We start from the raw sequence: 24,079 nt of genomic DNA on the forward strand, positions 1-24,079 counted from the left end.
TCCGTCATGGAGAGGGCGACCCGCGTTTCATCCCCTTTCTCGTCACCTTAGATCAATTAATGCGAAATTATTTATTAACAATTGCGCAATGCGATTTAACAGATCTATTATAGCCGCACCTTAACCAAATGGTTCATTCGCAATTCATGTATGTAACGAATGAATACGAATAACAGGCTTTACCCTTTCATTTAAAACAAAACCCCCTTTATGTGTGATTCATTTGGTTCGCACGCTTGGGTTTGGCTGTCATCAGGAGAAGAGTATGGCAACGGGCATTTCACTTAAAGGACTCCCCCGGATCCTTAAATGGCTTCTGGCCGGGCTGATGTTTATCATCGGTCTGGCCGTGGGAGCGCTGGGCATTAAACTCGCCACCGTGGGGGGAACGTGGTTCTTCGCACTGATGGGACTGGTGATGATTGTCGCTGCGGCGCTGATTGCACGTCATCGCCGCAGCGGGATAGCGTTGTATGCGCTGGCGTTTATCATCGCGTTGATTTGGTCTGTCAGCGACGCAGGCTGGGATTTCTGGCCACTCTTTTCACGCCTGTTCACCTTTGGTGTGCTGGCTTTCCTTTGCGCCATTGTCTGGCCGTTCCTGTCCGTAACACCACCGGTGAAAAAAGGCCCGGCATTTGGCGTCGCGGCTATCATTGCCGTGATATTGCTGGCAAGTGTGGGGGGAATGTTCAAAACCCATACCCTGGTAAGCGCAAAGGAAGACGTGCCGGTGAAACCGGTGAGCGCAGGCGAGCAGCAGAAAAACTGGCTGCACTGGGGGAACACCACGCACGGCGATCGCTTTGCCGCGCTGGATCAAATCAACAAGCAGAACGTCGATAAGCTGCAGGTTGCGTGGATAGCGCACACCGGGGATATTCCGGTCAGTAATGGTTCCGGTGCGGAAGATCAGAATACCCCACTCCAGGTAGGCGACACGCTGTTCGTCTGTACACCGTACAGTAAAGTGCTGGCGCTGGATGTCGACAGCGGTAAAGAAAAATGGCGTTATGATTCGAAAGCCACCGCGCCAAACTGGCAGCGTTGCCGTGGGTTAGGCTATTACGAAGAGGCACAGAGCGTCGCCGCCCCGGAAAATAACAGCGCTCCAGCCGCCTGTCCGCGTCGTTTGTTCCTGCCGACCACCGACGCGCGCCTTATTGCGATCAACGCCGATACCGGTAAACCGTGCGCCGATTTTGGTGATAACGGCGTGGTCGATCTGAGCGTCGGGATGGGCGAAATCAAACCCGGTTACTATCAGCAAACCTCAACCCCCTTAGTCGCCGGGAACGTGGTGGTGCTGGGTGGCCGCGTGGCCGATAACTTCTCCACCGATGAACCGCCGGGCGTGGTACGTGCTTATGACGTCCATAGCGGTAAACTGGCGTGGGCGTGGGATCCGGGTAACCCAAATATCACCGGGCTGCCGCCGGAAGGCCAGACTTACACGCGCGGCACGCCAAACGTGTGGTCCGCAATGTCGTATGACGCCAAACTCAATCTCATCTATTTACCGACCGGTAATGCGACGCCAGATTTCTGGGCGGGCGAACGTACGGCGCTGGATGATAAATACAGCTCATCGATTGTTGCCGTTGATGCCACCACCGGGAAAGTGCGCTGGCATTATCAAACCACACACCACGATCTGTGGGATTTCGACCTGCCTTCTCAGCCGTTGCTGACCGATTTGCCTGACGGCAAAGGCGGCACCACGCCGGTGCTGGTGCAAACCAGCAAGCAGGGGATGATCTTCATGCTTAACCGCGAAACCGGCGAACCGGTGGCGAAAGTTGAAGAGCGCCCGGTTCCGGCAGGCAATGTGAAAGGTGAACGTTATTCTCCTACCCAGCCGTACTCTGTCGGTATGCCAATGATTGGCAACGAAACGCTGAAAGAATCGGATATGTGGGGTGCTACGCCAATCGACCTGCTGCTGTGCCGTATTCAGTTTAAAGAGATGCGTCATCAGGGCATCTTTACCCCTCCGGGCGAAGATCGGTCACTGCAATATCCCGGTTCACTGGGCGGGATGAACTGGGGCAGCGTGTCCGTTGATCCTAACAATCACCTGATGTTCGTTAACGATATGCGTCTGGGCCTGGCGAACTACATGGTGCCTCGCGAGAAAGTGGCGAAAAATGCCAGCGGTATTGAGATGGGCATTGTGCCAATGGAAGGTACGCCTTATGGTGCCATGCGCGAGCGTTTCCTGTCACCGCTGGGTATTCCGTGCCAGAAACCACCATTTGGTACGATGTCGGCGGTCGATCTGACATCAGGCAAAATCGTCTGGCAGGTGCCGGTCGGTACGGTGGAAGACACCGGCCCGCTGGGTATCCGCATGCATATGCCGATCCCTATCGGAATGCCAACGCTGGGCGCGTCGATGACCACGCAATCCGGTCTGCTGTTCTTCGCCGGTACGCAGGATTTCTATCTGCGCGCCTTTGATACGGCAACCGGGAAAGAGGTCTGGAAAGACCGACTGCCGGTAGGTAGCCAGTCTGGCCCGATGACGTACGTGTCGCCGAAAACCGGTAAACAGTACATCATCATCAACGCAGGCGGTGCACGTCAGTCACCGGATCGTGGTGATTACATCATTGCGTACGCCCTACCGGACACCCAACAGTAACCCTCATTGTCGGGTGATATCTCACCCGACCTTACTATCTAAAACGCTTCCCAGCTATCGCCGCCTGCCACGGCTAAAGTCGGTTCGGTAGCCGGGACGTTTTCTTTCTTCACATCGCTGCGTGAATCAATACGAAACGTGCCTACCGCTTCGGTTAATCGTGCCGCCTGTGCCTCCAGCGAGGCCGCCGCTGCCGATGCTTCCTCCACCAGCGAGGCATTCTGCTGCGTCACGTTATCCATTTCGGTGATCGCCTGGCTGACCTGCAAAATCCCGCGACTCTGTTCATCTGACGCCGCCGCAATTTCCAGCATGATGTCCGTCACACGTTTAACCGCATCCACAATCTCCGTCATGGTGGCCCCGGCGTTAACCACTTCATCCGAACCACGTTCAATCAGCGTGACAGATTCAGAAATCAGCCCTTCAATCTCTTTCGCCGCCTGCGCGCTGCGGCTGGCGAGCGTACGCACTTCACTGGCGACCACCGCGAATCCACGCCCCTGTTCACCCGCTCGCGCCGCTTCCACCGCTGCGTTCAGGGCGAGGATGTTGGTCTGGAAGGCAATGCTATTAATCACCGCGGTAATTTCGGAGATCTTTTTTGAACTGCTGGAAATATTACCCATGGTTGTGACCACGCCCGTAACCAGTTGCCCGCCACGCATCGCTTTCCCGGAGGCATCTTCCGCCAGTTTGCTGGCGTGATGGGCGTTATCGGCATTTTGTTTTACTGTTGCGGTGAGTTCTTCCATGCTGGCTGCGGTCTGTTCAATGGCCGCCGCCTGTTGCTCAGTCCGCGCAGAAAGATCCGTATTCCCCACCGAGATTTCGCTGGTTCCGCGATAAATTTCCTCAGCTCCCTGTCGTACCGTACCCACTGTCTTCACAAGCGCCTGCTGCATCTGTTGCAGATGATGCCTAAGTTGACCGATTTCACTGCGGCCAGCAGGTTCATCCGGTAGAGTGAGATCGCCGCTGGCGATTTGTGCTATCCGCTGACCGGCATGTTGTAAGGGCTTAATAATAATGCGGCGCAATACCACGAAGGTGATAAGGGTGAGCACCAGCGCCAGCACAAAGGCTGCCGCCATAAACATTAACCCCAGGCGGGTACGCTCAAGCGAAAGCGCAGTAAGGTGGTTCGCGCGATCGGTGCGAATCTGAATCACCTTCAACAGCACCGCGTTATAACCGTCATCCAGCGGCTTCGCCTGCTCATTTTCATGATTGATTATCGCTTCAAACATGCCGTTTTTCGCGTATTTCAGCATCGGCTTCAGGCCATCAATATAAGCGCTATAGCGGGCGGTAAGTTGTTCATCCAATGCGCTATCTGCCGCCGTTTTTACCCGACGTTCACGATATTGGGTAAACGCTGCCTGTGATTGCTGCATGCGCGATTCCGCCGACGCAAGATTGCGTTTCATCTCTTCCATCTCGGCAATCCGACTTGCTGCACCGGCGTGGATAAGTTCAATACGCGTGGTACGCAGATGGTTAGAACTGTTTGATAAGCCCATCCGTACCTGCAGTTCTTCGGTAACATCCTTTTGATCTTGTTCCGCCTGCAACAGGAAATAGCCCGCCAGCCCGGAGCTTAAGGCAAAGAGCAGTATGATGCCGCCGAGAATAGCGGAGAAAAGCGGAACTAAACGGATATGGTGCAGGAAACTGAGCTTTTGGGGCGGGTGTTGTGTTTTTGTCTTGTCCATGCCAATCGACTCTCTTCAGGTAAGCGGCGTAAAAACACGCCCGTAAGATTGTCATCGGCAAGTCAGAGGATTTGATGATGGCTAAAAGCGCCAGGTGGGTCACAATTTGGGATAAAAAACGTCCTCCCCCGATGGGAGAGGACGCCTGAGATTATGCGTCGCCGAAATGAATAACGGTACGAATAGATTTACCTTCGTGCATCAGGTCAAATGCATCGTTAATCTGCTCCAGCGGCAGACGGTGCGTAATGAACGGATCGAGCTGAATTTTTCCCGCCATGGCGTCTTCCACCATGCCCGGCAACTGGGTACGGCCTTTTACGCCACCAAAGGCAGACCCGCGCCATACGCGCCCGGTAACCAGCTGGAAAGGACGGGTTTTAATCTCCTGGCCCGCCCCCGCCACGCCGATGATCACGCTTTCGCCCCAGCCTTTATGGCAACATTCCAGCGCCGCTCGCATGACGTCGACATTACCGATACATTCGAAGCTAAAATCAACGCCACCGTCGGTCATTTCAACAATGACATCCTGAATCGGTTTATCGTGGTCTTTAGGGTTAATGAAATCGGTCGCGCCCATTTCCTTTGCCAGCCTGAATTTATCCGGGTTGGTATCGATGGCCAGAATACGCCCGGCTTTCGCCTGTACCGCGCCCTGAATTGCCGCAAGGCCAATGCCGCCCAGGCCGAAGATCGCAACCGTATCACCCTCTTTTACTTTCGCCGTATTATGCACCGCGCCGATACCGGTCGTGACGCCGCAGCCCAGCAGGCAAACTTTGTCCAGCGGCGCCTGGGGGTTCACTTTCGCCAGTGATATCTCGGCGCACACGGTGTATTCGCTAAACGTACTGGTACCCATATAGTGATAAATCGGTTCCCCGTTGTAGGAGAAACGGGTGGTGCCATCCGGCATCAGGCCTTTGCCCTGGGTCGCACGAACGGCCTGGCAGAGGTTAGTTTTGCCAGACTTACAGAACTTACACTCGCCACATTCGGCGGTATAAAGCGGAATAACATGGTCGCCCGGTTTCAGGCTGGTCACGCCTTCACCTACTTCTACAACGATGCCGCCGCCTTCATGACCCAGCACTGCCGGGAACACGCCTTCCGGATCATCACCGGATAAGGTAAAAGCATCGGTATGGCAAACCCCGGTATGGGTAATTTTTACCAGCACTTCGCCTTTTTTCGGCGGCGCGACATCGATCTCAACAATTTTTAACGGTTGACCCGGGCCAAACGCGACAGCTGCACGTGATTTCATAGCGGTCTCTTCCTTTGTGATGTTTTATTTTAAATAAGATCGTAGCAGATGACCGACTTCAGCCATGCGCACGGCGCGCTGGTCGGGCGTCGTTTCGCCACTGACCAGTTCGTCTTTAAGATGCATTTCGACCAGTTCGCCCATCAGGCCATTGGCGGCCCCGCGAATAGAAGCGATCTGTTGCAGAATAGTCAGGCACGGTTCACCGGATTCCAGCGCGCGTTCAAGAGCATCAACCTGCCCTTTAATGCGGCGTACCCGGGTCAACGCCCGTTTTTTATCATCAGGGGAATGCGGCATACGCCCTCCGTTAGTATAGGGGGGTATACTATCATCGATATAACATGGATGTAAAACAATCACCATGTGAATGCATTGAAAGGGTGCATTGAGGACGCCAGACAACGACTGAGATTGGCGGGGATTGCTCCCCGCCTTGTCTCTTACTGTTTAGGTTCGCACGCTGTAGAAACAGTAACCTCCGTCTGGTTTGTCCGGAAATGTACCTCGCAGAGATCCCGCCGCATCGCTAACACCGCGAAAATCACGGTGATACAGATGATAACCAGGGCAATTAAGCCTGAACGTTGCCATTTCATAGCCTGCTTCTCCTTGACCCGTGGGTCTGTAAGAGGCTAATCTAATGCTGTTGGGCATAGATGTGGCCTCGGTAAGTGTTAAGCGTCCTGCAAGACGCTCAATGTTTCCGGGGCTTTTCTCTATCTGCCTTTTGGTCTTTGCCTGAGACAGATAGCCTCAAGCACCCACCGCGATTTTACACCTCTGCAGTAAAACTCACCTGTCTGAAAACGTACTCGTAAGAAGAGGATTATTGCCTCATAAAGGCGTTCAGATTGGCTGTGATTAGCTAAATGGTTTGGACTGAGTGAAGTATAAAAAGGGTGCTCAAAGGATACCCGCAACATCAGAAACGGCGGGGATCGCTCCCCGCCTTGTCTCTTACTGTTTAGAGTCGCACGCTGTAGAAACAGTAACCTCCGTCTGGTTTGTCCGGAAATGAACCTCGCAGAGATCCCGCCGCATCGCCAACACCGCTAAAATCACGGTGATACAGATGATAACCAGGGCAATTAAGCCTGAACGTTGTTGTTTCATAGCCAGCTTCTCCTTGACCCGAAGGTCTGTAAGAGGCTAATCTAATGCTGTGTGGCATAGATTTGGGCCTCGGTAAGTGTTAAGCGTCCTGCAAGACGCTCAATGTTTCCGGGGCTTTTCTCCATCTGCCTTTTGGTCTTTGCCTGAGACAGATAGCCTCAAGCACCCGCCGCGATTTTACACCTTCACCGTAAAACCCAGCTGTCTGGAAATGGACTTGTAAGAGGGAATGATTGCCTGGGACAGGAGCCGGATACGGGCGTATCCGGCCTAAAGAAACTCAGGACTGCAGCGTCGCCAGTCGCGCCGCGAAACCCACAAACACCAGGCCAATCAGGCTATTGCCAATTTTCGCCAGCTTCTTACGGGTTTTCACATACCGCGTTACCAGCGAACCTGACACAATCAGGAAACTCAGGTAGGTAAAGCTCACCAGTTCAAGGGTCAGCGCCAGAATAAAGAATGCCATCCCCGGCGTAGCCGATTTCACATCAATAAACTGCACGAAGAAAGAGACATAAAACAGAATCGCTTTAGGATTGGTTAAGCTTAACGTCAGCGCACGTTTGAAAATAGCATGACCCGGCTCGGCGTGCGTTTCAGCTTCCCCTGCTTTACGCTTCAGTGTGCTGTAGAGCATTTTCCCGCCCAGATAAAGCAGATAAATCGCCCCGAGATAGCGGACCAGATTAAACAATACCGGCGTGGTTTTAATGAGCGTCGCGACGCCCGCGTAAGAGAGGAACATCAGCACAGCGTCGCCAATAAAGACCGCCAGCGCTGCCATGTAGCCGCCACGAATACCGTGCGCCACGCCCGTTTTCAGGACAAAGAAGGTATTTGGCCCTGGCACCAGAATAATAAAAATCGCCCCGACCACATACGTCCAGTAATTTAGTACGCCAAAATCTGCGAACACCCTGCTCTTCCTTACACTATATTAACCATGGTGGCGTTATGGTAACGCACGCCACATGGCCAATAAAGGACTATTCAGTTAACTTATGATTAACCCCGTTTACGCGGCATCATGCGCAGTAGCGTATTGTCTTTCCAGACATAATGATGCGCCAGGGCCGCCAGGGCGTGCAGGCCGATCAGCCAGTAACCAATATTCGCCAGCAAAATATGATATTCCTTCATCATATCGACAATTTCGAAGTTTGATTCCGCCGCATGCGGCATGGTTAGCCCAAAAGCAAACCATGGATTCCCCCGGTTATACATCATCACCAGACCAATAACGGGCAAGGCGATAAACAGCAGGTAAATCGCCAGGTGCCCCAGATGTGCCATTCCCGTCATCATCGGCTTGGGTTTCGGCACAATCGGCGGAGCCGGACGTTTCAGGCGAATCAGCAGACGCGCCACCATCAGAACCAAAATAGCGATGCCGCAGGAGACGTGCACCATGTTGATAACCGGACGCGCGCTACGCGGAAAGTAACCACGGAATTCCATCGCACAATAGGCAATGATTACCAGTAAGAAGACCAGCCAGTGAATGCCTATTTGCAGGCCTGAGTATTTATCGCGCATTGCGCCCCCTGATAAGTAACTAACAAAAAAGCAAAATAGCCGCTTTTACTTAAAAATTCATTAACTTTTCAGCAGTTACTTACGTCCTGTTCATCTGATTGCTGCGTGACTAACAAAATGGGGTTGCCCATCTACAGATGGTGGACTAAGCCTGGATAAGTAAAAAACCGTATCACCCCGAACTGACGGAGAATATCATGAGTAAAATTGGCATTAACGGATTTGGGCGTATTGGTCGACTGGTCTTGCGCCGTTTGCTGGAAACCTCAAGCAGCAATGAAGTCGTCGCCATTAACGATCTTACGTCGCCAAAAGTACTGGCATATTTGCTGAAGTACGATTCCAACTACGGGCCGTTCCCGTGGAGCGTTGATTTCAATGATGATGCACTGATTGTTAACGGTAAAACAATCAAAGTCTTTGCTGAAAAAGAGGCAAAAAATATCCCCTGGAAATCAGAAGGTGCTGACATTATCGTCGAATGCACCGGCTTCTACACTTCGGCTGAAAAATCACAGGCGCATATTGATGCCGGCGCAAAAAAAGTGCTGATTTCTGCCCCGGCGGGCGACATCAAAACGCTGGTTTACAACGTGAACGATGACACCCTTAACGCCAGCGACACGATTATTTCGGTGGCCTCATGTACCACTAACTGCCTGGCGCCAATGGCAAAAGCATTGAATGATGCATTCGAGATTAAAGTGGGCACCATGACCACCATCCACGCCTATACGGGCACTCAGGCGCTGGTTGATGGCCCTCGTGGGAAAGATTTGCGCGCCTCTCGCGCCGCGGCAGAGAATATTATTCCGCACACCACCGGCGCAGCGAAGGCGATAGGCCTCGTTATCCCTGCTCTCGTCGGCAAGCTGAAAGGTCATGCCCAGCGCGTACCGACGAAAACCGGTTCGGTGACTGAACTGGTTTCTATCCTGGGTAAAAAAGTCACCGTCGATGAAGTCAATGCTGCCCTGAAGAAAGCGACTGAAAATAATGCGTCGTTTGGCTACACCAACGATGACATCGTATCGACCGATATTATCGGCACGCACTTTGGTTCGGTCTTTGACGCCACCCAGACCGAGGTGACCGAAGCCGGCGACCTGCAACTGGTCAAAACCGTAGCCTGGTACGATAACGAGTACGGGTTTGTGACCCAGTTGATCCGCGTACTGGAAAAATACGCCAAACTGTAAATAGCCATCGCCCGGAAATATTCATTTCCGGGCGTTATTCGTGGTCATTTAGCGCAGAGCGCGTGTGGCCGACATTTCCCGCAGCGTGGCATCTTCCGTTAACTGTTTCCAGGCCTGCTCAACCGCTAGGGGTATATCCACATGAGCAATAAAGTTTTTACCGCGTGGCCCATATCCCTGAGCATCATCACGTATACGTGGCAGTTCTCCGATGATTAATGAGAGATATCGTTCTACCGGCCACAACCCGGTGTCATCCCCTTTAAACGCCACGCCGTTTTCACTGTTGAAGAGCGCCGGCTGGCATCCCGGATAACTCTGCCAGTGCGGTGCATTTTCCGCATCCTGCCAGACATGTTCAAAGGTCGCCATTGTGCGACGCTGCATAGTGGGGTCTTGTACGACGATCCCCTTACGAAGGGTAATCCCCTGCGCATCTAACATTCGACGGGTAAAACGCGCATTTTCCCCGCAGTTGGTCGATGTATCTTCAACCAGAATATTCTCGCGGGGGATTTTCCAGAATTGATGGGCAATCTCCGCAAGGATAGCTGCTTCGGATAACCCAGTGGTACGCAAGGTGTTATATCGCGGGTGCCGGGCTATGGCGGCATAAAGAAAGGTTGTTGAGTGGCCGATACCACCGCTAATCAAGAGCGTTTTCCCCTCCTCCATCGCCAGCTGACAGGCCGCATCGATAACCGGAATAACGGCGTTCCCCGCGAGCACCACCAGCTCATAATCATCGGGTTGAGGCCGGGAGGTAAAATCGTTTTGCGCAAGCCAGCTACCCAGTACATTGGCAGCCTCCAGTGTGCAATCGGGTAATTGTGGTAATGGTGTTAGCATAATCCTCCCTCTCTGTGAGTCTGTTAGCACAGGGTAACGCGATTAAGGCTCCGTGACAGAGGATCACTCCGAAAGCGTTATTTTTACCTGGCCTGCATCTTTGTAACATTCTTGAAATAACCAGAAACATCTAAAAACCACGCGGTTGCACCTGAATAAATCACTTATTAAATACCAAAACAAAGATAATAAAACTACATATCACTCACTCAACAAATGATTAGTTCAGCAGAATGCCTGCTTTTTGCGCATAACTATCCCGTTCGCGCTTGCTAAAAATGACAGCCGCCTCTAAGTTGCTTAACAAACAAGCAACCTTTTTAACATCTTGCAGGTTGCACCTTTGAGATCTCAGGTGGCACCTGATTCTAACTTAATGTGGCGGGAGTTTTCCTTCATGACGACGCAAGAAAGCAGCAGTACGATCCTGAAAAAAAACAAACGAGTCCTGATTGCCAGTTTAACCGGCAGCTCCATTGAATGGTTTGATTATTTTTTATACGGCACCGCCGCAGCGCTGGTGTTTAATAAAATCTTCTTCCCGATGGTCGACCCGGTTATTGGACTCATCCTCTCTTATCTCTCCTTCTCGCTGACGTTCTTTATTCGCCCGATTGGCGGCGTTCTCTTTGCCCACATTGGCGACCGTATTGGCCGCAAAAAGACGTTGGTGTTGACGCTCTCGTTGATGGGCGGTGCAACCGTCATGATTGGTCTGCTGCCGACCTACGATCAAATTGGCATTTGGGCACCTATTCTCCTGATTCTGATGCGTATTATTCAGGGCATGGGGATAGGCGGTGAATGGGGCGGCGCGTTGCTGCTGGCCTATGAATACGCGCCAGAAAAACGCAAAGGATTTTTCGGCAGCATTCCGCAAGCGGGCGTGACCATTGGTATGCTGATGGCAACCTTTATCGTGTCGCTGATGACGCTATTCAGTGAGGAGCAGTTCCTCTCCTGGGGCTGGCGTATTCCATTCCTGATGAGTGCGGTGCTGGTGTTGCTGGGGTTGTGGATCCGTAAAGATATTGATGAGACGCCAGAGTTCAAGAAGGTAAAACAGTCAGGCCAGGTGGCAAAAGCGCCACTGCGCGATACGTTGACGCATCACTGGCGTGAAGTGTTGATCGCGGCAGGCCTGAAAGTTGTCGAAACCGCGCCGTTCTACATCTTTTCGACCTTCATCGTGAGCTATGCCACGACCACCCTCACCTATCAGAAATCACAGGTGCTGGAAGCCGTTACGCTCGGCGCACTGGTGGCGACGGTGATGATTCCGCTGATGGGGTTGTTGTCGGATAAAATTGGCCGCAAACGTATGTACGCAGGGAGCGTCACACTGCTGGGGCTGTTTATCGTGCCGTGGTTTATGTTGCTGGACACCGGTACCACCTGGGCGATTATGCTGGCGACCGTCGTGATGTTCGGTATTCTGTGGGCCCCGATCACCGCCGTGCTGGGCACACTGTGTTCGGAAATTTTTAGTGCTAACGTTCGCTACACCGGCATTACGCTGGGTTATCAGATTGGCGCCGCGCTGGCTGGGGGTACCGCCCCGCTTATCGCAACGGGTCTGCTGGCGAAATACGACGGGGATTGGGTACCGGTTGCATGGTATTTAGGCGCAACGGTCACCATCTCGCTGATCGCTATTTTCTTTGCCAGCCGTAGTCGTCGAATTGATGCAGTGAATGCACAGACGTCTGGGTTGTAGTCATGCGTTATGCGGCCCGATACGCAACGCGTTATCGGGCCGTACTTCTCACGGTTATCACACCTACGCGCTAATCTGCTCCATCGCCTGCAGCACACGTTTATCGGAAATTGGATACGGCGTACCCAACTGTTGAGCAAAGAAGCTGACGCGCAGCTCTTCAATCATCCAGCGGATTTCCTGAACATCCTCATCATCCCGGCGCGCAGGCGGCAGTTTATTCAGCCACTGCTGCCATGCCTGCTGCACGCTTTCCACTTTCAGCATCTGAGCACGGTCACGGTGTGGATCGATAGCCAGTTTTTCCAGTCGTTTCTCAATCGCCTGCAAATAGCGCAGCGTGTCACCGAGTCGTTTGAAACCGTTGCCGGTAACAAACCCGCGATAAACCAGGCCGCCCATCTGTGCTTTGATATCCGACAGCCCCAGCGCCATGGTCATATCCACACGCCCTTTCAGGCGTTTGTTGATATTGAACACCGCGGTGAGGATCTGCTCGACCTGTTTGGCAATGTCGACGACGGTTTCGTTCAGTTCTGCACGCACTTTGTCATGCAGCTTTGTGAAGCCCTCTTCAGTCCATACCGGGCCACCTGCTTCATCGATCAGTTTATCGACGCCGCAGGAGATGCAATCATCAATGAGATCCAGCACTTTGCCATACGGGTTAAAGTAGAGCCCCAGTTTGGCTTTATTCGGCAATTTCTCGTGCAGATATTTAATCGGCGACGGAATGTTCAGCAACAGCAAGCGGCGCAAACCACGCCACATTGCCTGCTGCTGTTCCTGCGGGTTATCAAACAGCTTAATTGCCACGCTTTCACGCTCATCCACCAACGCCGGCCAGGCCTTCACTTTATAATTACCGCGTTTCTGCTCGTAGTGATCCGGCAAATTACCAAAGCTCCAGATATGGAGCCCGCTTTGCTCAATACCATCGTCGGCAACGGCGGAAAGCGTTTCCTGAACTTTCCCTTTAAGTGTATCTTTCAGCGCCTGAAGAGAACGACCTTCCTGAAGTTTCTTGTTTTTGTCATCCACCACCCGGAAAGTGATTTTCAGGTGATCGGGTACCTGATCCCACTGCCAGGCGTCGCGGTCGACGGTCACTCCGGTCATGCGCCGCAGTTCACGTTCCAGGCTGTCAAGCAGCGGCAGTTCCAGCGGTGTGGCGCGGCCTAAAAACGCTTCCGCGTAGTTTGGCGCTGGCACAAAGTTACGACGCACCGGTTTCGGCAGCGATTTAATCAACGCAATAATCAGTTCACGTCGCAGTCCGGGTATCTGCCACTCGAACCCACTCTCCTCTACCTGGTTAAGCAGCGGCAGAGGAATGTGTACGGTCACACCGTCCGCATCCGCGCCCGGTTCAAACTGGTAGCTCAGGCGCAGTTTGAGATTGCCCTGATGCCAGAAGTTCGGATAGTCCAGCTTGCTGACCTTCTCCGCGCCCTCTTTGATGAGCATACTCTTTTCAAAATTGAGCAGGTCAGGGGTTTCGCGGCTGGCTTTTTTCCACCAGTTATCGAAATGTCGGGCGGAGATCACGTCGTGGCTGATGCGCTGGTCGTAGAACTCAAACAGCGTTTCGTCATCAACCAGAATGTCACGACGACGCGATTTGTGCTCAAGTTCTTCAATTTCGTTGCGCAGTTTCAGGTTATCGCGGAAGAACGCATGACGCGTCTGCCAGTCACCTTCTACCAGCGCGTGGCGAATAAAGAGTTCGCGACACAACGCCGGGTCAATCTGGCTGTAGTTCACCTTACGCGCCGCGACAATTGGCAGCCCGTAAACGGTCACTTTTTCAGTCGCCATCACCGCACCCTGCGCCCGCTCCCAGTGGGGTTCACTATAAGAACGTTTAATCAGGTGCTGGGCAACGGGCTCCACCCATTCCGGGTCGATGCGCGCAGCGATACGGCCCCACAGGCGACTGGTTTCTACCAGCTCGGCAACCATGGTCCATTTCGGCGGTTTTTTGAATAAACCGGAACCGGGGAATATCGAAAAGCGCGCATTACGTGCGCCGGTAAATTCCTGTTTATCGGCGTCTTTCATCCCGATATGAGAAAGCAGGCCGGTGAGCAGTGCAATATGGATTTCGCGATATTCAGCCGGTTCGCTGTTGACAGGAATACCCAGCTCTTTCACCACCTGGCGCAACTGAGTGTAGATGTCCTGCCATTCGCGCACGCGCAAATAGTTGAGGAAATCCGTGCGGCACTGGCGGCGGAAGGCATTCGATGACAGCGCTTTTTGCTGTTCGCCGAGATAGTTCCACAGATTCACGAATGCCAGGAAGTCAGACTCTTTGTCGTGGAAGCGACGATGTTTCTCATCGGACGCCTGCTGTTTATCCATCGGGCGTTCACGCGGATCCTGAATAGAGAGCGCAGAGGTGATGATCATCGCTTCGCGCACACAGCCATGTTTCTGCGCTTCCAGCACCATGCGGGCCAGACGCGGGTCAACCGGCAGTTGCGAGAGCTGACGGCCCAACGGCGTCAGTTTATAGGCGGTGTGCTGTTCGTCCGTGGTGATGGCACCCAGCTCTTCGAGAAGACGCACGCCATCCTGAATATTGCGTTTATCCGGCGCTTCAACAAACGGGAAGGCGGCAATATCCCCCAACCCCAGCGCGGTCATCTGCAAAATAACCGATGCCAGGTTGGTGCGCAAAATTTCCGGGTCGGTAAATTCCGGGCGCGACAGGAAATCATCTTCCGAATAGAGTCGAATACAGATCCCTTCCGAGACGCGCCCGCAGCGTCCTTTACGCTGGTTTGCGGATGCCTGGGACACGGGTTCAATCGGCAGACGCTGCACTTTGGTGCGGAAGCTGTAGCGGCTGATACGCGCGGTGCCCGGGTCAATCACGTATTTTATGCCCGGCACGGTCAGCGAGGTTTCAGCAACGTTGGTCGCCAGCACAATACGACGCCCACTATGCGGCTGGAAGACGCGATTCTGTTCACTGTTGGAGAGTCGAGCGTACAGCGGCAGGATCTCCGTATGGCGCAGATCTCGCTTGCTGAGCGCATCGGCGGTATCGCGAATTTCACGCTCGCCGCTCATAAAGATCAGAATATCACCCGCACTTTCACGCCCCAGCTCATCCACGGCGTCAAAAATGGCCTGCAACTGGTCACGTTCGGTGTCATCCGCCTCTTCGACAATCGGGCGATAGCGCACTTCCACCGGATACGTGCGCCCCGAAACTTCGATGATTGGCGCGTTATTAAAGTGGCGCGAGAAGCGTTCAGGATCGATGGTCGCCGACGTGATGATAATTTTCAGATCGGGACGGCGCGGCAGCAGCTCTTTTAAGTACCCGAGCAAAAAATCGATGTTCAGGCTGCGTTCGTGTGCTTCATCGATGATGATGGTGTCGTACTGCATCAACAGTCGATCCTGCTGGATTTCCGCCAGCAGGATACCGTCGGTCATCAGCTTCACCATGGTGTTGTCGCTGACATGATCGCTAAAACGAACTTTATAGCCGATACAGCCGCCCGGCTCCGTTTTCAGCTCTTCCGCGATACGATTCGCCACGGTACGCGCCGCCAGACGACGCGGCTGGGTATGGCCAATCAGCCCTTTGATTCCGCGCCCCAGTTCCATACAAATCTTTGGCAACTGGGTGGTTTTCCCGGAACCCGTTTCCCCGGCGACAATCACCACCTGGTTGTCACGCACCGCCTCAAGAATAGCCTGTTTTTTCTGGCTAACCGGCAGGTTATCCGGGTAGGTAATATCAGGGCGTGCGGCTTCGCGCAGCAGGACTTTACCTGCTGCCTGTTCAATCTCTTTCGCCATTTCCTGGTAAATGGCCTGTTGTGCATCAGGATTTTTAACCTTCTTCACACCGTGCAGGCGACGGGCAAAGCGCTGTTTATCGCGCAGCGTCAATGTATCGAGTCGCTGATTCAGCGTCGCGAAGGTAAGTTTTTGTTGTTCTGTCATAGCGTTATCGGGCATCAGTGTGCCGGAAATGTTCTCGTCATACGTTCCCTTCAGGATACCACACCTGGCCTGACATCGAACGGTTTTCCCGGTGTGCGACATAAAGAGGAAACTCAGTTATTCAAAAAAATCGAACAGAGAATTCGATATATTGCGCTATCCCTGTGGCAGGATTGTGAATAAAGTGTCTGCAAGCAACCGGGCAAGGCCCGTCACTCAAAGTATAAAGGAAACACCCATGAGCAAAGTATTGGTTCTGAAATCCAGCATCCTGGCAGGCTATTCTCAGTCTAATCAGCTGTCCGACTATTTTGTTGAGCAGTGGCGTGAAAAACACAGCGCGGACGAAATCACCGTTCGTGACCTGGCGGCTAACCCAGTCCCGGTACTGGATGGTGAACTGGTTGGCGCACTGCGTCCAAGCGACTCCCCGCTGACGCCGCGCAAACAGGAAGCACTGGCCCTGTCTGACGAGCTGATTGCTGAACTGAAAGCCCACGACGTTATCGTTATTGCGGCGCCGATGTACAACTTCAACATCTCGACTCAGTTGAAAAACTATTTTGACCTGGTAGCCCGTGCTGGCGTGACCTTCCGTTACACCGAAAAAGGCCCTGAAGGCCTGGTTACCGGTAAGAAAACAGTGGTGATCACCAGCCGTGGCGGCATCCATAAAGATACCCCGACTGACCAGGTTACCCCGTATCTGTCTACCTTCCTGGGCTTTATCGGCCTGACCGACGTGAAATTCGTCTTTGCGGAAGGCATCGCATATGGCCCGGAAATGGCGGCCAAAGCGCAGGCAGACGCAAAAGCGGCCATTGACGAAGTGGTTGCAGCGTAAGCATTCAGAGGCCTCCCGCGAAAACGGGAGGCTTTTTTATTTAACCCGCATTTTTCGCAATGCTGTCCAGCGTTGCCAGTACGTCTTCAGAGAGCACTAAATCCCCTGCCGCCATATTTTCCCGTAAATGCCCTACCGAAGAAGTACCTGGAATCAACAGGATATTTGGCGAACGCTGTAACAACCACGCCAGCGCCACCTGCATTGGCGTCGCGCTCAGACTTGCTGCCACGTCAGAGAGCGTTGAGGATTGTAACGGCGTAAAACCACCGAGCGGGAAGAACGGCACGTAAGCGATACCCTCCTGTGCCAGCGCATCGATTAACGCGTCATCGGCGCGGTGTGCAATGTTGTATTCGTTCTGTACGCAGACGATTTCCGCAATTTTACGCGCTTCAGCAACCTGCGTCGGCGTGACGTTGCTCAGGCCGATATGCTTCACCAGCCCCTGCTGCTGTAGTTCAGCCAGCACGGTAAAGTTGGCTTCTATAGACCCCTCTGCCGGGCCATGACCGTCGCCGAGCATCACGCGCAGGTTAACCACATCCAGCACATCAAGGCCAAGATTGCGCAGATTATCGTGTACCGCCTGTTTGAGTTCTTCCGGTGAAAATGCCGGAAGCCATGACGCATCCTTTCCGCGACGGGCACCAATTTTGGTGACAATGGTCAGGTCATCCGGATACGGGTGCAAGGCTTCACGGATAATCTGGTTTGTCACGTGCGGCCCGTAAAAGTCACTGGTGTCGATATGGTTTACACCCAACGCCAGCGCTTCACGTAATACCGTAATGGCAACATGGCGATCTTTTGGTGGCCCGAAAACGCCGGGCCCTGCCAGTTGCATTGCGCCATAACCCAGTCGTTTTACCGATTTTGTACCAAGAGTAAACGTTTCACTGTTGTTGCTCATAACACCCTGTCCTGTATAAGGCAGATTAAGAGCCCACAGTATAGAAATGAACGTGCGGGGAGGAAATGTGTAATAAATGCGAATGTGTAAAAAAACATGCCGGATGCGCTTCGCTTATCCGGCCTATGGGTGATGTGCCTGTAGGCCGGATGTGGCGCTCGCGCCACATCCGGCACAACAACCATTAGAACGTTTTCTTGACGTTCAGCATCACACCTTTATCGCTGATACCGTCCTCTTTCCAGTGGTAGGCATCCAGGTTCAGCGAACTTTCTTTGCTGCTGTACTTCACGCCAACGCTCGCCAGGCTGTTAATGCCGCCGCCCTTCTGACCATCATCGACGTTAAAGTGCTGGCTACCTGCCCCGGCAAGACTTGCCGTACGCTGACTCCTGGCATAGCTCAGGTTCGGCCCGCCTTCCAGCGTGGCGTTCGCGCTCCAGCCGTCTTTACCTGTGTAGTCCAGTTTCAGCCCGACGATGCTGTCCACCGCCGTTTCGCTGCCACTGTTCATATTCAGGTTAAAATCACCGGCGTTGCGTTCCTGATAACCGCCTTCCAGCGTGTGGCGCAGTTTCATGCCAGCATATGGCGTGATTTTCAGCCCTTCACGAGGTTCAAAGGTTTTCGCCCCTTCGCTGCGGAATTCAAGGTACTGCTGCTTCACGTTGGTATCGGCTGTTTTGCTGATGTCACCGTAAGCCACGGTTCGGCTGCTGTCGAGCTGGTGAATATCGTAGCGCAGCGCGTTATTCCAGCTCATACCATTGTCAAAGGACATCTGATGTTTCAGGCCGAAGAACTGGCTATAGCCGCCTGTCACGCCATTGTCGCCGGCTTTCTGAGCACCATCGCCGTCCAGACGTGCAATACCATATTCCATGCTCAGACTCTGGCTTTCACTCAGATCGAGCGTTTTACGCAGTGCCAGCATGTCGTACTCGGTGTTATTGCCCAGCTCCGCACGCGGATCACCTTTCGCCACGACGTTGAAAGCCAGACCGTTGCCCATCTTCGGTGCCGCATCGGCCAGCATGCTGAAGCGGTTGCTTAACACGCGCGCTTCGCGGAACACGGTGGTGGCCTGGCTGCCACTGATTTGCTTCAGGGCGCTGTTCAGTTCAGCAGTCGTGCCAACGTTGAGACTGGTGTACAGATCGTTGTTGGTGTAGCCCGCGTCCAGCGCCTTTGCCACGTCATTTACACTGCCATCCGTCACCACGTCGGTGTAAGCATTTTTCGTCATCTTCACATCGACGTTGCCGCTGGCATCGGTGCTGCCCTGTGCGTTCCACACCACGGAGGTGGAGGCGATGGCGTCGGCATCCGTCAGGTTGCTGCCCTGCACTACGTTATCGAAGGTGACGGTGGTCTCTGACGTACCAGCGGTGAAGCCGGTGTTAATCTCTACGCCGCTCATGCTGGCGTTGTTAACCTGAAGCTTACCGGCGCTGCCGTCAGCGTTGGTTCCCACCACGTAGCCGTTGAGGTTGTTCATGCTACCGTCTGAAGAAGATCCGGTTTCCATCATCTGCCCACTGGTCGTCACGGGAACATCCGGACGTGCATAATCCCCATAATGCACTTCGGTAGAATTGCCATTGTTGCCGTTCACACCTTCGACGTTAACCGTGTCGCCCTGCTTGATAAGACCGGAACCGGTCACACCGTCAGCGATCACCACCGTGCCGTTGTTAACCACATGCCCTTCCGTACCGAGTACATTGAATGCAAAGGAATTATTGGCATAAATATTGATGGTGCCGTTGTTTTCAATCACTGCATCCGCGGTGGCGCTGGCATCCAACTGCATAGCGATCATTCCGGTTTCCGTGGTGCCTTCGGTTCCCAGGTTAATAGTGCCATCGTTAATCAGTTGTGCATTCTGCCCACCTTCCATTGCCACGGCGTTATTACCACTGATGTTCATTTTTCCGTCATTTATGACGACATAGTTTTTGTGCGTAAATTTGAGGGCGCTGTTATTGGCGCTATTAAAATTAATTACACCCTCTTCCTGGTTCCAGAAGATCGCGTCAGCACTCCCGGCATCGTTGTAACTCACTGCCAAAGGTTTAGTCGAGGCATCTATCTTCCCGCCGTTAATGATATGTGTCGTGGAGCCGTCTCTGATGCTGAAGCCGCCGTTATACCCGGCGTTAGTCATCGCAATATGCCCGGTATTATAAACAGTGGAGGCACCTCGAACGTTAATACCATTTCGGCTATTATCGAGGATCAGCTCACCGGTATTATTAAATACACTGCTACCGTTAATATCGAGGTTACCCGATCCACCGCTTTCCCCCTGATATCCAAGCATCCAGGTACCATTATTATTTACCACAGCGCCATTATTGATCTGGGCTGCCCGCTGTACCGTTGCACCTGATTGGTTATTAAAAGTGCCCCCGTTCACGACAAAATGCCCACCAACCGTACCGCTGTTATTAACGACACCGCCATTTTGAGTGATTTTAGAGGTAATCACCCCCTTATTATCGAGTATGCCATCCGTCAGCGTAATCGCGCTGCTAATTTCCCCCGCAGCCTTATTATCCAGTTCACCGCCATCAATAGTGATGGATTGACCGCTAACTTTACCAGCGTTCGTCACCACCCCCGGCGCAGAATCAATAATCTGCGCTTTTTTATCGAGAGTTAACGTTTCCCCTTCTGCAGTAATAACATCCCCGCCAGTATAAATCAGCGTAACGAAATTATCTGAGGGGTTATATTCACTGGGATTTTGACAAACTTTAAATGTACAGATAGTACCATAGTTTATAACAGTGCCTGTGCCATCATTGTAAAATGCCTGACCGAGTGCAGTATCAATATTGATCACGCCGGTCGTATCATTAATTGCGACACCGCCCTCAATCGCACCCATACCGAACAGCTGGTTGTTATGTTTTTCGGTAATACCTTCATCTGAGGTCAGATTAATGGTGCCCTGGTTTGTCACCGTTCCTCCCTTCGCAGCCAACATACCGAAACCTTCGTTGTTGACATTGATGGTGCCGGTATTCAGACCCGTGCCATCCCCCCAGGTTTGTCGCGGGCTATTTGTTGAACCCACTAACATACCGCCAGCCATTAAAAAGATCTGATCTGCTTGCCAGAAGGTTTTATCGATAATCGTACCGTTCTCATCAAGCGTTGGGATGAAACCATCAACGTTGATTTCTCCTGCATTGCTGGCAGTACCTTTTGTCACTGCAACACCATAAGTCCCGGCCCCTTGAAGATTAACGGTCGCTCCCGCTTCGTTTGACGCCACCCCATAGTTATCCGCCATTAAGGCAAAGTACACTCGGTTATGCCATGGGATGGCATAATCACCCTCACCATCACTGCTCATTGGCGTAGTGGCGGATACCAGGGTAATCGTACCGCCAGCCGCGTTAGTCACACTTGACCCTTTACCGCTGGCACGAACCAGACCAACCTTCGAATCACTGTCCTCATCTTCACCAGGCAGGGCCGTAATAGTACCAAAATTAGTGACGGCAGCACCATTCTGCGCCTTTATCAGCTCCTGCGATGTCGTCGCATTAATAGCACCATAATTGTTTATTTGTGTTCCCGCATCTTTAGCAAGAAGAATAGCGCTGGTGTAATAATAGTTGGTATTTAATAGCACCCCAGAAACATCTATCACCGAATCAGTGTTTAGCGTTACCGTTGCGCCATCGTATGCAGAAACAAGCGAAACCTGACCGCGCAGCGTACTGGCATCTACCGTGGAATGGCCGCTGACATTAACGTTATTCGAGCCAGAAACATCAATGCCCGTAACAGTCTCTTCACCGCTTACTCCTGAAACATTAATCCCTCCTTGCAGGTTAATAGTATTTCCGGCACCGGAGATGATGAGCCCATCAATTTCAGAAAAAGCGCCAACAGCCATCCCCCCATTTCGCGAGAAGTTAGAACTTCCCTCAAGGGAAACATTTATACTGCCATTAATATCAACGGTATTGTTATCGCCACTAATATTGGCCCCAAGTATAGATGATGACGTATTAGTCAATTCATCACCTGTATTGGACGTCAAATTAATATTACCATCCAATGTAACAGCACCGTCGTTGCCCGTTATATTGATGCCAGTTGCGCCCTGGAACTGCCCGCTTTCATCCTTTTCGCGGGAAACATTGAGATCACCCAGTAAATCAATCTGCGCGCGATCGCCCACGACAGATACACCCGTCCCACTTTTTGCGATATCAATTTCGCCAACATTAGAGAACTGCGTGTCGTTACCAATAATTAAGATACCAATGGAATCCTTATCAATGACGGTGATTTTGCCCGTATTACCTATTTTTGCACGATCACCATTCACATCAATGCCATGCGCAGCGCCACTAACAAACAGGTCGCCTTTCTGAAGCACACTCGCATCATCGCCGGTTACCCGAGTGCCTACCGCTCTTTCCCCCTGAATGGTCATATCTCCCGACATTTCAAGCGCATTGCTGTTACCGGAGATATTGACCCCCGTCGCGTTTGCACCATTAATACTCAATTCATAGGTCGTCAGCGAGATATTATTACCGCTACCGCTCACATCCAGCCCGGTGGTAGCATCATTGACGGACATCTTGCCCGAAAGCGAAATACTGCCCTGATCGCCAGCAACTTTTACACCGGTACCGCTATTGTGGGTAGTGATATCACCCACGTTGACGAAGGTCGCGTGGTTGCCGTCGATCAGCACACCAAACGGGTTTCCCTCATGACCCGCCTCGCCAACCGTGATATCACCAATATTCATAAAGGTGGCGTCATTGCCATCCAGTAATACGCCGATGGATTTATCATCCACTACGGTGATATTCCCTTTATTGCTTACAATAGTGCTGTTACCCGCAACGTCGATGCCGTGAGCGCCGCCGCTAACGTAAAGATCGCCTTCCTGCTTGATAAGTGCGTCATCGCCGATAATTTTGGTCGCCACCGAGTTTTCGCCATCGACGGTCATGTTGCCTTTATTATCGATAACAGCATCATCACCGTTAATCAGACTCCCTGTACCACCGTTGATAAATGTCCCGTCGCCCTCGGTTGTAATCGTTGCGCTATTTCCGTTAACAATAACCGCAGTGCCACCGTCAACTTCCGTTTCACCATTGTTATTAATAGTAATATCGTCGCCCGTCAGGATACCGACGACAGAACCTTCTCCTATGGCGGTGGTTTTCCCGTCGTTATTGAGGACAACGTTATCGCCTTCGACGGTCATGACCGTACCGCCGTTCAATGCCGTGTTGCCACCATGATCAGTAATAGTGGCATCGCTGACCTTAATCTCATCTCCCGTGGTGCCATCAACCACTACGCCGGCTTCTTTGGTGATATGAATTTTACCCTCATCGTCGTAGCGCCACGTGATATCACCCGATGTATTGTTACCTCCAAAAACAACCGTGTTGCTGGCCTCATCGACCTGCCACTGTTTGACGATAGTCGAGTGACCGTCTTTTGACGTCAGGGTAAAGCTTCCATCCGCATTCTCGGTATAGGTAAAAGTTGCGTTGCGGATTTGCACCGTTTTTTCAGCTTGATCCCAAGTGACGTTGTTGTTGTATTTAATCGGGTCGGGTTTGTCATCCGGCGGTGTGACATCATCGTCTCCACCATCGTCAGGTGGCGTCACGTCATCGTCGCCGCCATCGTCCGGCGGTGTCACGTCATCGTCGCCGCCATCGTCCGGCGGCGTCACGTCATCGTCTCCGCCATCGTCCGGCGGCGTAACATCATCGTCTCCACCATCATCGGGGGGAATAACATTATCGTCAGGGTTGATCGGCGGCGCAGGTGGTTGGGTTGTGTGGGAGTGATGCCCGTCGTTATCTGTTAGTTCTATGGCGGCGAATGTAGTCAAAAGCGCAGTACCGCCCACGGCGAGCCAGGGATAGAGATTATTTTGTGATTCGCCAGGGCACTCAGCAGGCAGATTTTTGCGTTCGAGTTGATTAAGTTTTTGCGTATCACCCGGGCAAACGACTTTTGCGTTTTTACGTTCCGCCGAGGCATTGTCCGCATCAATAATATCAGCGGCCCACCCCTGCCCGCTTAAAGCTAAAGCGATACAGGCAGACAGTAATGTCTTCTTTTGCATAAGAATTCCCTTCCTTGTTGAAAAAAATAAAGACCAATAAAAACAAAAGAGGTGGCTGCATTTAAGTTTCTAAAACCAAACGCGACCCTGACGAAAGCCAAACTTGTAAAATTTTATTTATAATAATAGAAATTATCAACTTAATGCTTTTTTAAGAAAAACTAAATATATAATACA

The 24,079-nt window shown here is 52.4% G+C and carries 15 protein-coding genes; 4 read left to right on the top strand and 11 right to left on the bottom strand.

Annotated elements, in window-relative coordinates:
- The first annotated feature begins 265 nt into the window (after window positions 1-265).
- Window positions 266-2,644: a glucose/quinate/shikimate family membrane-bound PQQ-dependent dehydrogenase gene (locus ACOXYR_RS10870; RefSeq protein WP_421355147.1), complete on the top strand. Its 2,379-nt coding sequence runs from the start codon at window positions 266-268 to the stop codon at window positions 2,642-2,644.
- Window positions 2,645-2,682: 38 nt separating this feature from the next.
- On the opposite strand, the gene ACOXYR_RS10875 is transcribed toward ACOXYR_RS10870, so the two are convergent.
- The 7 genes from ACOXYR_RS10875 to cybB form a co-directional block, all read right to left on the bottom strand.
- Window positions 2,683-4,359, bottom strand: coding sequence for a methyl-accepting chemotaxis protein (locus tag ACOXYR_RS10875; protein ID WP_421355148.1), 1,677 nt, complete (start codon window positions 4,357-4,359; stop codon window positions 2,683-2,685).
- 151 nt (window positions 4,360-4,510) lie between these two features.
- Entirely contained in the window at window positions 4,511-5,629 is a 1,119-nt protein-coding gene (locus ACOXYR_RS10880; protein ID WP_113856825.1) for an S-(hydroxymethyl)glutathione dehydrogenase/class III alcohol dehydrogenase, read from the bottom strand.
- Window positions 5,630-5,653: 24 nt separating this feature from the next.
- Window positions 5,654-5,929, bottom strand: coding sequence for a metal/formaldehyde-sensitive transcriptional repressor (locus ACOXYR_RS10885; RefSeq protein ID WP_015964534.1), 276 nt, complete (start codon window positions 5,927-5,929; stop codon window positions 5,654-5,656).
- Window positions 5,930-6,072: 143 nt separating this feature from the next.
- Complete coding sequence (locus ACOXYR_RS10890; protein ID WP_108474161.1) at window positions 6,073-6,228, bottom strand: Hok/Gef family protein; 156 nt, start codon at window positions 6,226-6,228, stop codon at window positions 6,073-6,075.
- A 361-nt stretch (window positions 6,229-6,589) separates the two neighbouring features.
- Window positions 6,590-6,745 (bottom strand): Hok/Gef family protein, encoded by a 156-nt coding sequence (locus ACOXYR_RS10895; RefSeq protein WP_189623201.1) that lies wholly within the window; start codon window positions 6,743-6,745, stop codon window positions 6,590-6,592.
- Window positions 6,746-7,025: 280 nt separating this feature from the next.
- Window positions 7,026-7,664 (bottom strand): leucine efflux protein LeuE, encoded by a 639-nt coding sequence (gene leuE, locus ACOXYR_RS10900; RefSeq protein WP_108474159.1) that lies wholly within the window; start codon window positions 7,662-7,664, stop codon window positions 7,026-7,028.
- An 89-nt stretch (window positions 7,665-7,753) separates the two neighbouring features.
- On the bottom strand, window positions 7,754-8,284 hold the full coding sequence (cybB, locus tag ACOXYR_RS10905; RefSeq protein ID WP_108474158.1) for a cytochrome b561: 531 nt from the start codon (window positions 8,282-8,284) through the stop codon (window positions 7,754-7,756).
- Between the two features lie 197 nt (window positions 8,285-8,481).
- Here cybB and gap point away from each other — a divergent pair, with 197 nt between their 5' ends.
- Window positions 8,482-9,483 carry a type I glyceraldehyde-3-phosphate dehydrogenase gene (gene gap / locus ACOXYR_RS10910; protein ID WP_108474157.1) on the top strand — a complete coding sequence of 334 codons (1,002 nt, stop codon included), beginning with the start codon at window positions 8,482-8,484 and terminating at the stop codon, window positions 9,481-9,483.
- Between the two features lie 48 nt (window positions 9,484-9,531).
- Here gap and ACOXYR_RS10915 read toward each other — a convergent pair whose 3' ends face one another.
- A complete protein-coding gene (locus ACOXYR_RS10915; RefSeq protein WP_308434219.1) occupies window positions 9,532-10,332 on the bottom strand; it encodes a YdcF family protein in 801 nt (266 codons plus the stop codon).
- Window positions 10,333-10,729: 397 nt separating this feature from the next.
- On the opposite strand from ACOXYR_RS10915, the gene ACOXYR_RS10920 reads away from it, so the two are divergent.
- Window positions 10,730-12,049: an MFS transporter gene (locus ACOXYR_RS10920; protein WP_108474156.1), complete on the top strand. Its 1,320-nt coding sequence runs from the start codon at window positions 10,730-10,732 to the stop codon at window positions 12,047-12,049.
- A 63-nt stretch (window positions 12,050-12,112) separates the two neighbouring features.
- Here ACOXYR_RS10920 and hrpA read toward each other — a convergent pair whose 3' ends face one another.
- Complete coding sequence (gene hrpA / locus ACOXYR_RS10925; RefSeq protein WP_113857303.1) at window positions 12,113-16,015, bottom strand: ATP-dependent RNA helicase HrpA; 3,903 nt, start codon at window positions 16,013-16,015, stop codon at window positions 12,113-12,115.
- A 238-nt stretch (window positions 16,016-16,253) separates the two neighbouring features.
- Here hrpA and azoR point away from each other — a divergent pair, with 238 nt between their 5' ends.
- Window positions 16,254-16,859, top strand: a complete 606-nt coding sequence (gene azoR / locus ACOXYR_RS10930; RefSeq protein WP_421355149.1) for an FMN-dependent NADH-azoreductase — start codon at window positions 16,254-16,256, stop codon at window positions 16,857-16,859.
- Window positions 16,860-16,899: 40 nt separating this feature from the next.
- Here the strand turns inward: azoR and ACOXYR_RS10935 are convergent, their stop codons facing one another.
- Both ACOXYR_RS10935 and ACOXYR_RS10940 read right to left on the bottom strand, forming a co-directional pair.
- Window positions 16,900-17,772 (bottom strand): aldo/keto reductase family oxidoreductase, encoded by an 873-nt coding sequence (locus tag ACOXYR_RS10935; RefSeq protein WP_189623203.1) that lies wholly within the window; start codon window positions 17,770-17,772, stop codon window positions 16,900-16,902.
- Window positions 17,773-17,956: 184 nt separating this feature from the next.
- Window positions 17,957-23,902, bottom strand: a complete 5,946-nt coding sequence (locus ACOXYR_RS10940; protein WP_421355150.1) for a BigA/YdbA N-terminal beta-barrel domain-containing protein — start codon at window positions 23,900-23,902, stop codon at window positions 17,957-17,959.
- Window positions 23,903-24,079: the final 177 nt, after the last annotated feature.

Source organism: Pseudocitrobacter faecalis (assembly GCF_965231525.1).
In the GTDB taxonomy this organism is placed as follows: domain Bacteria; phylum Pseudomonadota; class Gammaproteobacteria; order Enterobacterales; family Enterobacteriaceae; genus Pseudocitrobacter; species Pseudocitrobacter faecalis.

What these genes read in the sequence shown, in the direction of transcription:
- cybB (WP_108474158.1), bottom strand. Translation starts at nt 8,284, where the DNA reads ATGCGCGATAAATACTCAGGCCTGCAAATAGGCATTCACTGGCTGGTC.
- ACOXYR_RS10875 (WP_421355148.1), bottom strand. Translation starts at nt 4,359, where the DNA reads ATGGACAAGACAAAAACACAACACCCGCCCCAAAAGCTCAGTTTCCTG.
- ACOXYR_RS10890 (WP_108474161.1), bottom strand. Translation starts at nt 6,228, where the DNA reads ATGAAATGGCAACGTTCAGGCTTAATTGCCCTGGTTATCATCTGTATC.
- azoR (WP_421355149.1), top strand. Translation starts at nt 16,254, where the DNA reads ATGAGCAAAGTATTGGTTCTGAAATCCAGCATCCTGGCAGGCTATTCT.
- ACOXYR_RS10935 (WP_189623203.1), bottom strand. Translation starts at nt 17,772, where the DNA reads ATGAGCAACAACAGTGAAACGTTTACTCTTGGTACAAAATCGGTAAAA.
- gap (WP_108474157.1), top strand. Translation starts at nt 8,482, where the DNA reads ATGAGTAAAATTGGCATTAACGGATTTGGGCGTATTGGTCGACTGGTC.
- ACOXYR_RS10895 (WP_189623201.1), bottom strand. Translation starts at nt 6,745, where the DNA reads ATGAAACAACAACGTTCAGGCTTAATTGCCCTGGTTATCATCTGTATC.
- ACOXYR_RS10940 (WP_421355150.1), bottom strand. Translation starts at nt 23,902, where the DNA reads ATGCAAAAGAAGACATTACTGTCTGCCTGTATCGCTTTAGCTTTAAGC.
- ACOXYR_RS10915 (WP_308434219.1), bottom strand. Translation starts at nt 10,332, where the DNA reads ATGCTAACACCATTACCACAATTACCCGATTGCACACTGGAGGCTGCC.
- ACOXYR_RS10870 (WP_421355147.1), top strand. Translation starts at nt 266, where the DNA reads ATGGCAACGGGCATTTCACTTAAAGGACTCCCCCGGATCCTTAAATGG.
- ACOXYR_RS10920 (WP_108474156.1), top strand. Translation starts at nt 10,730, where the DNA reads ATGACGACGCAAGAAAGCAGCAGTACGATCCTGAAAAAAAACAAACGA.
- hrpA (WP_113857303.1), bottom strand. Translation starts at nt 16,015, where the DNA reads ATGACAGAACAACAAAAACTTACCTTCGCGACGCTGAATCAGCGACTC.
- ACOXYR_RS10885 (WP_015964534.1), bottom strand. Translation starts at nt 5,929, where the DNA reads ATGCCGCATTCCCCTGATGATAAAAAACGGGCGTTGACCCGGGTACGC.
- ACOXYR_RS10880 (WP_113856825.1), bottom strand. Translation starts at nt 5,629, where the DNA reads ATGAAATCACGTGCAGCTGTCGCGTTTGGCCCGGGTCAACCGTTAAAA.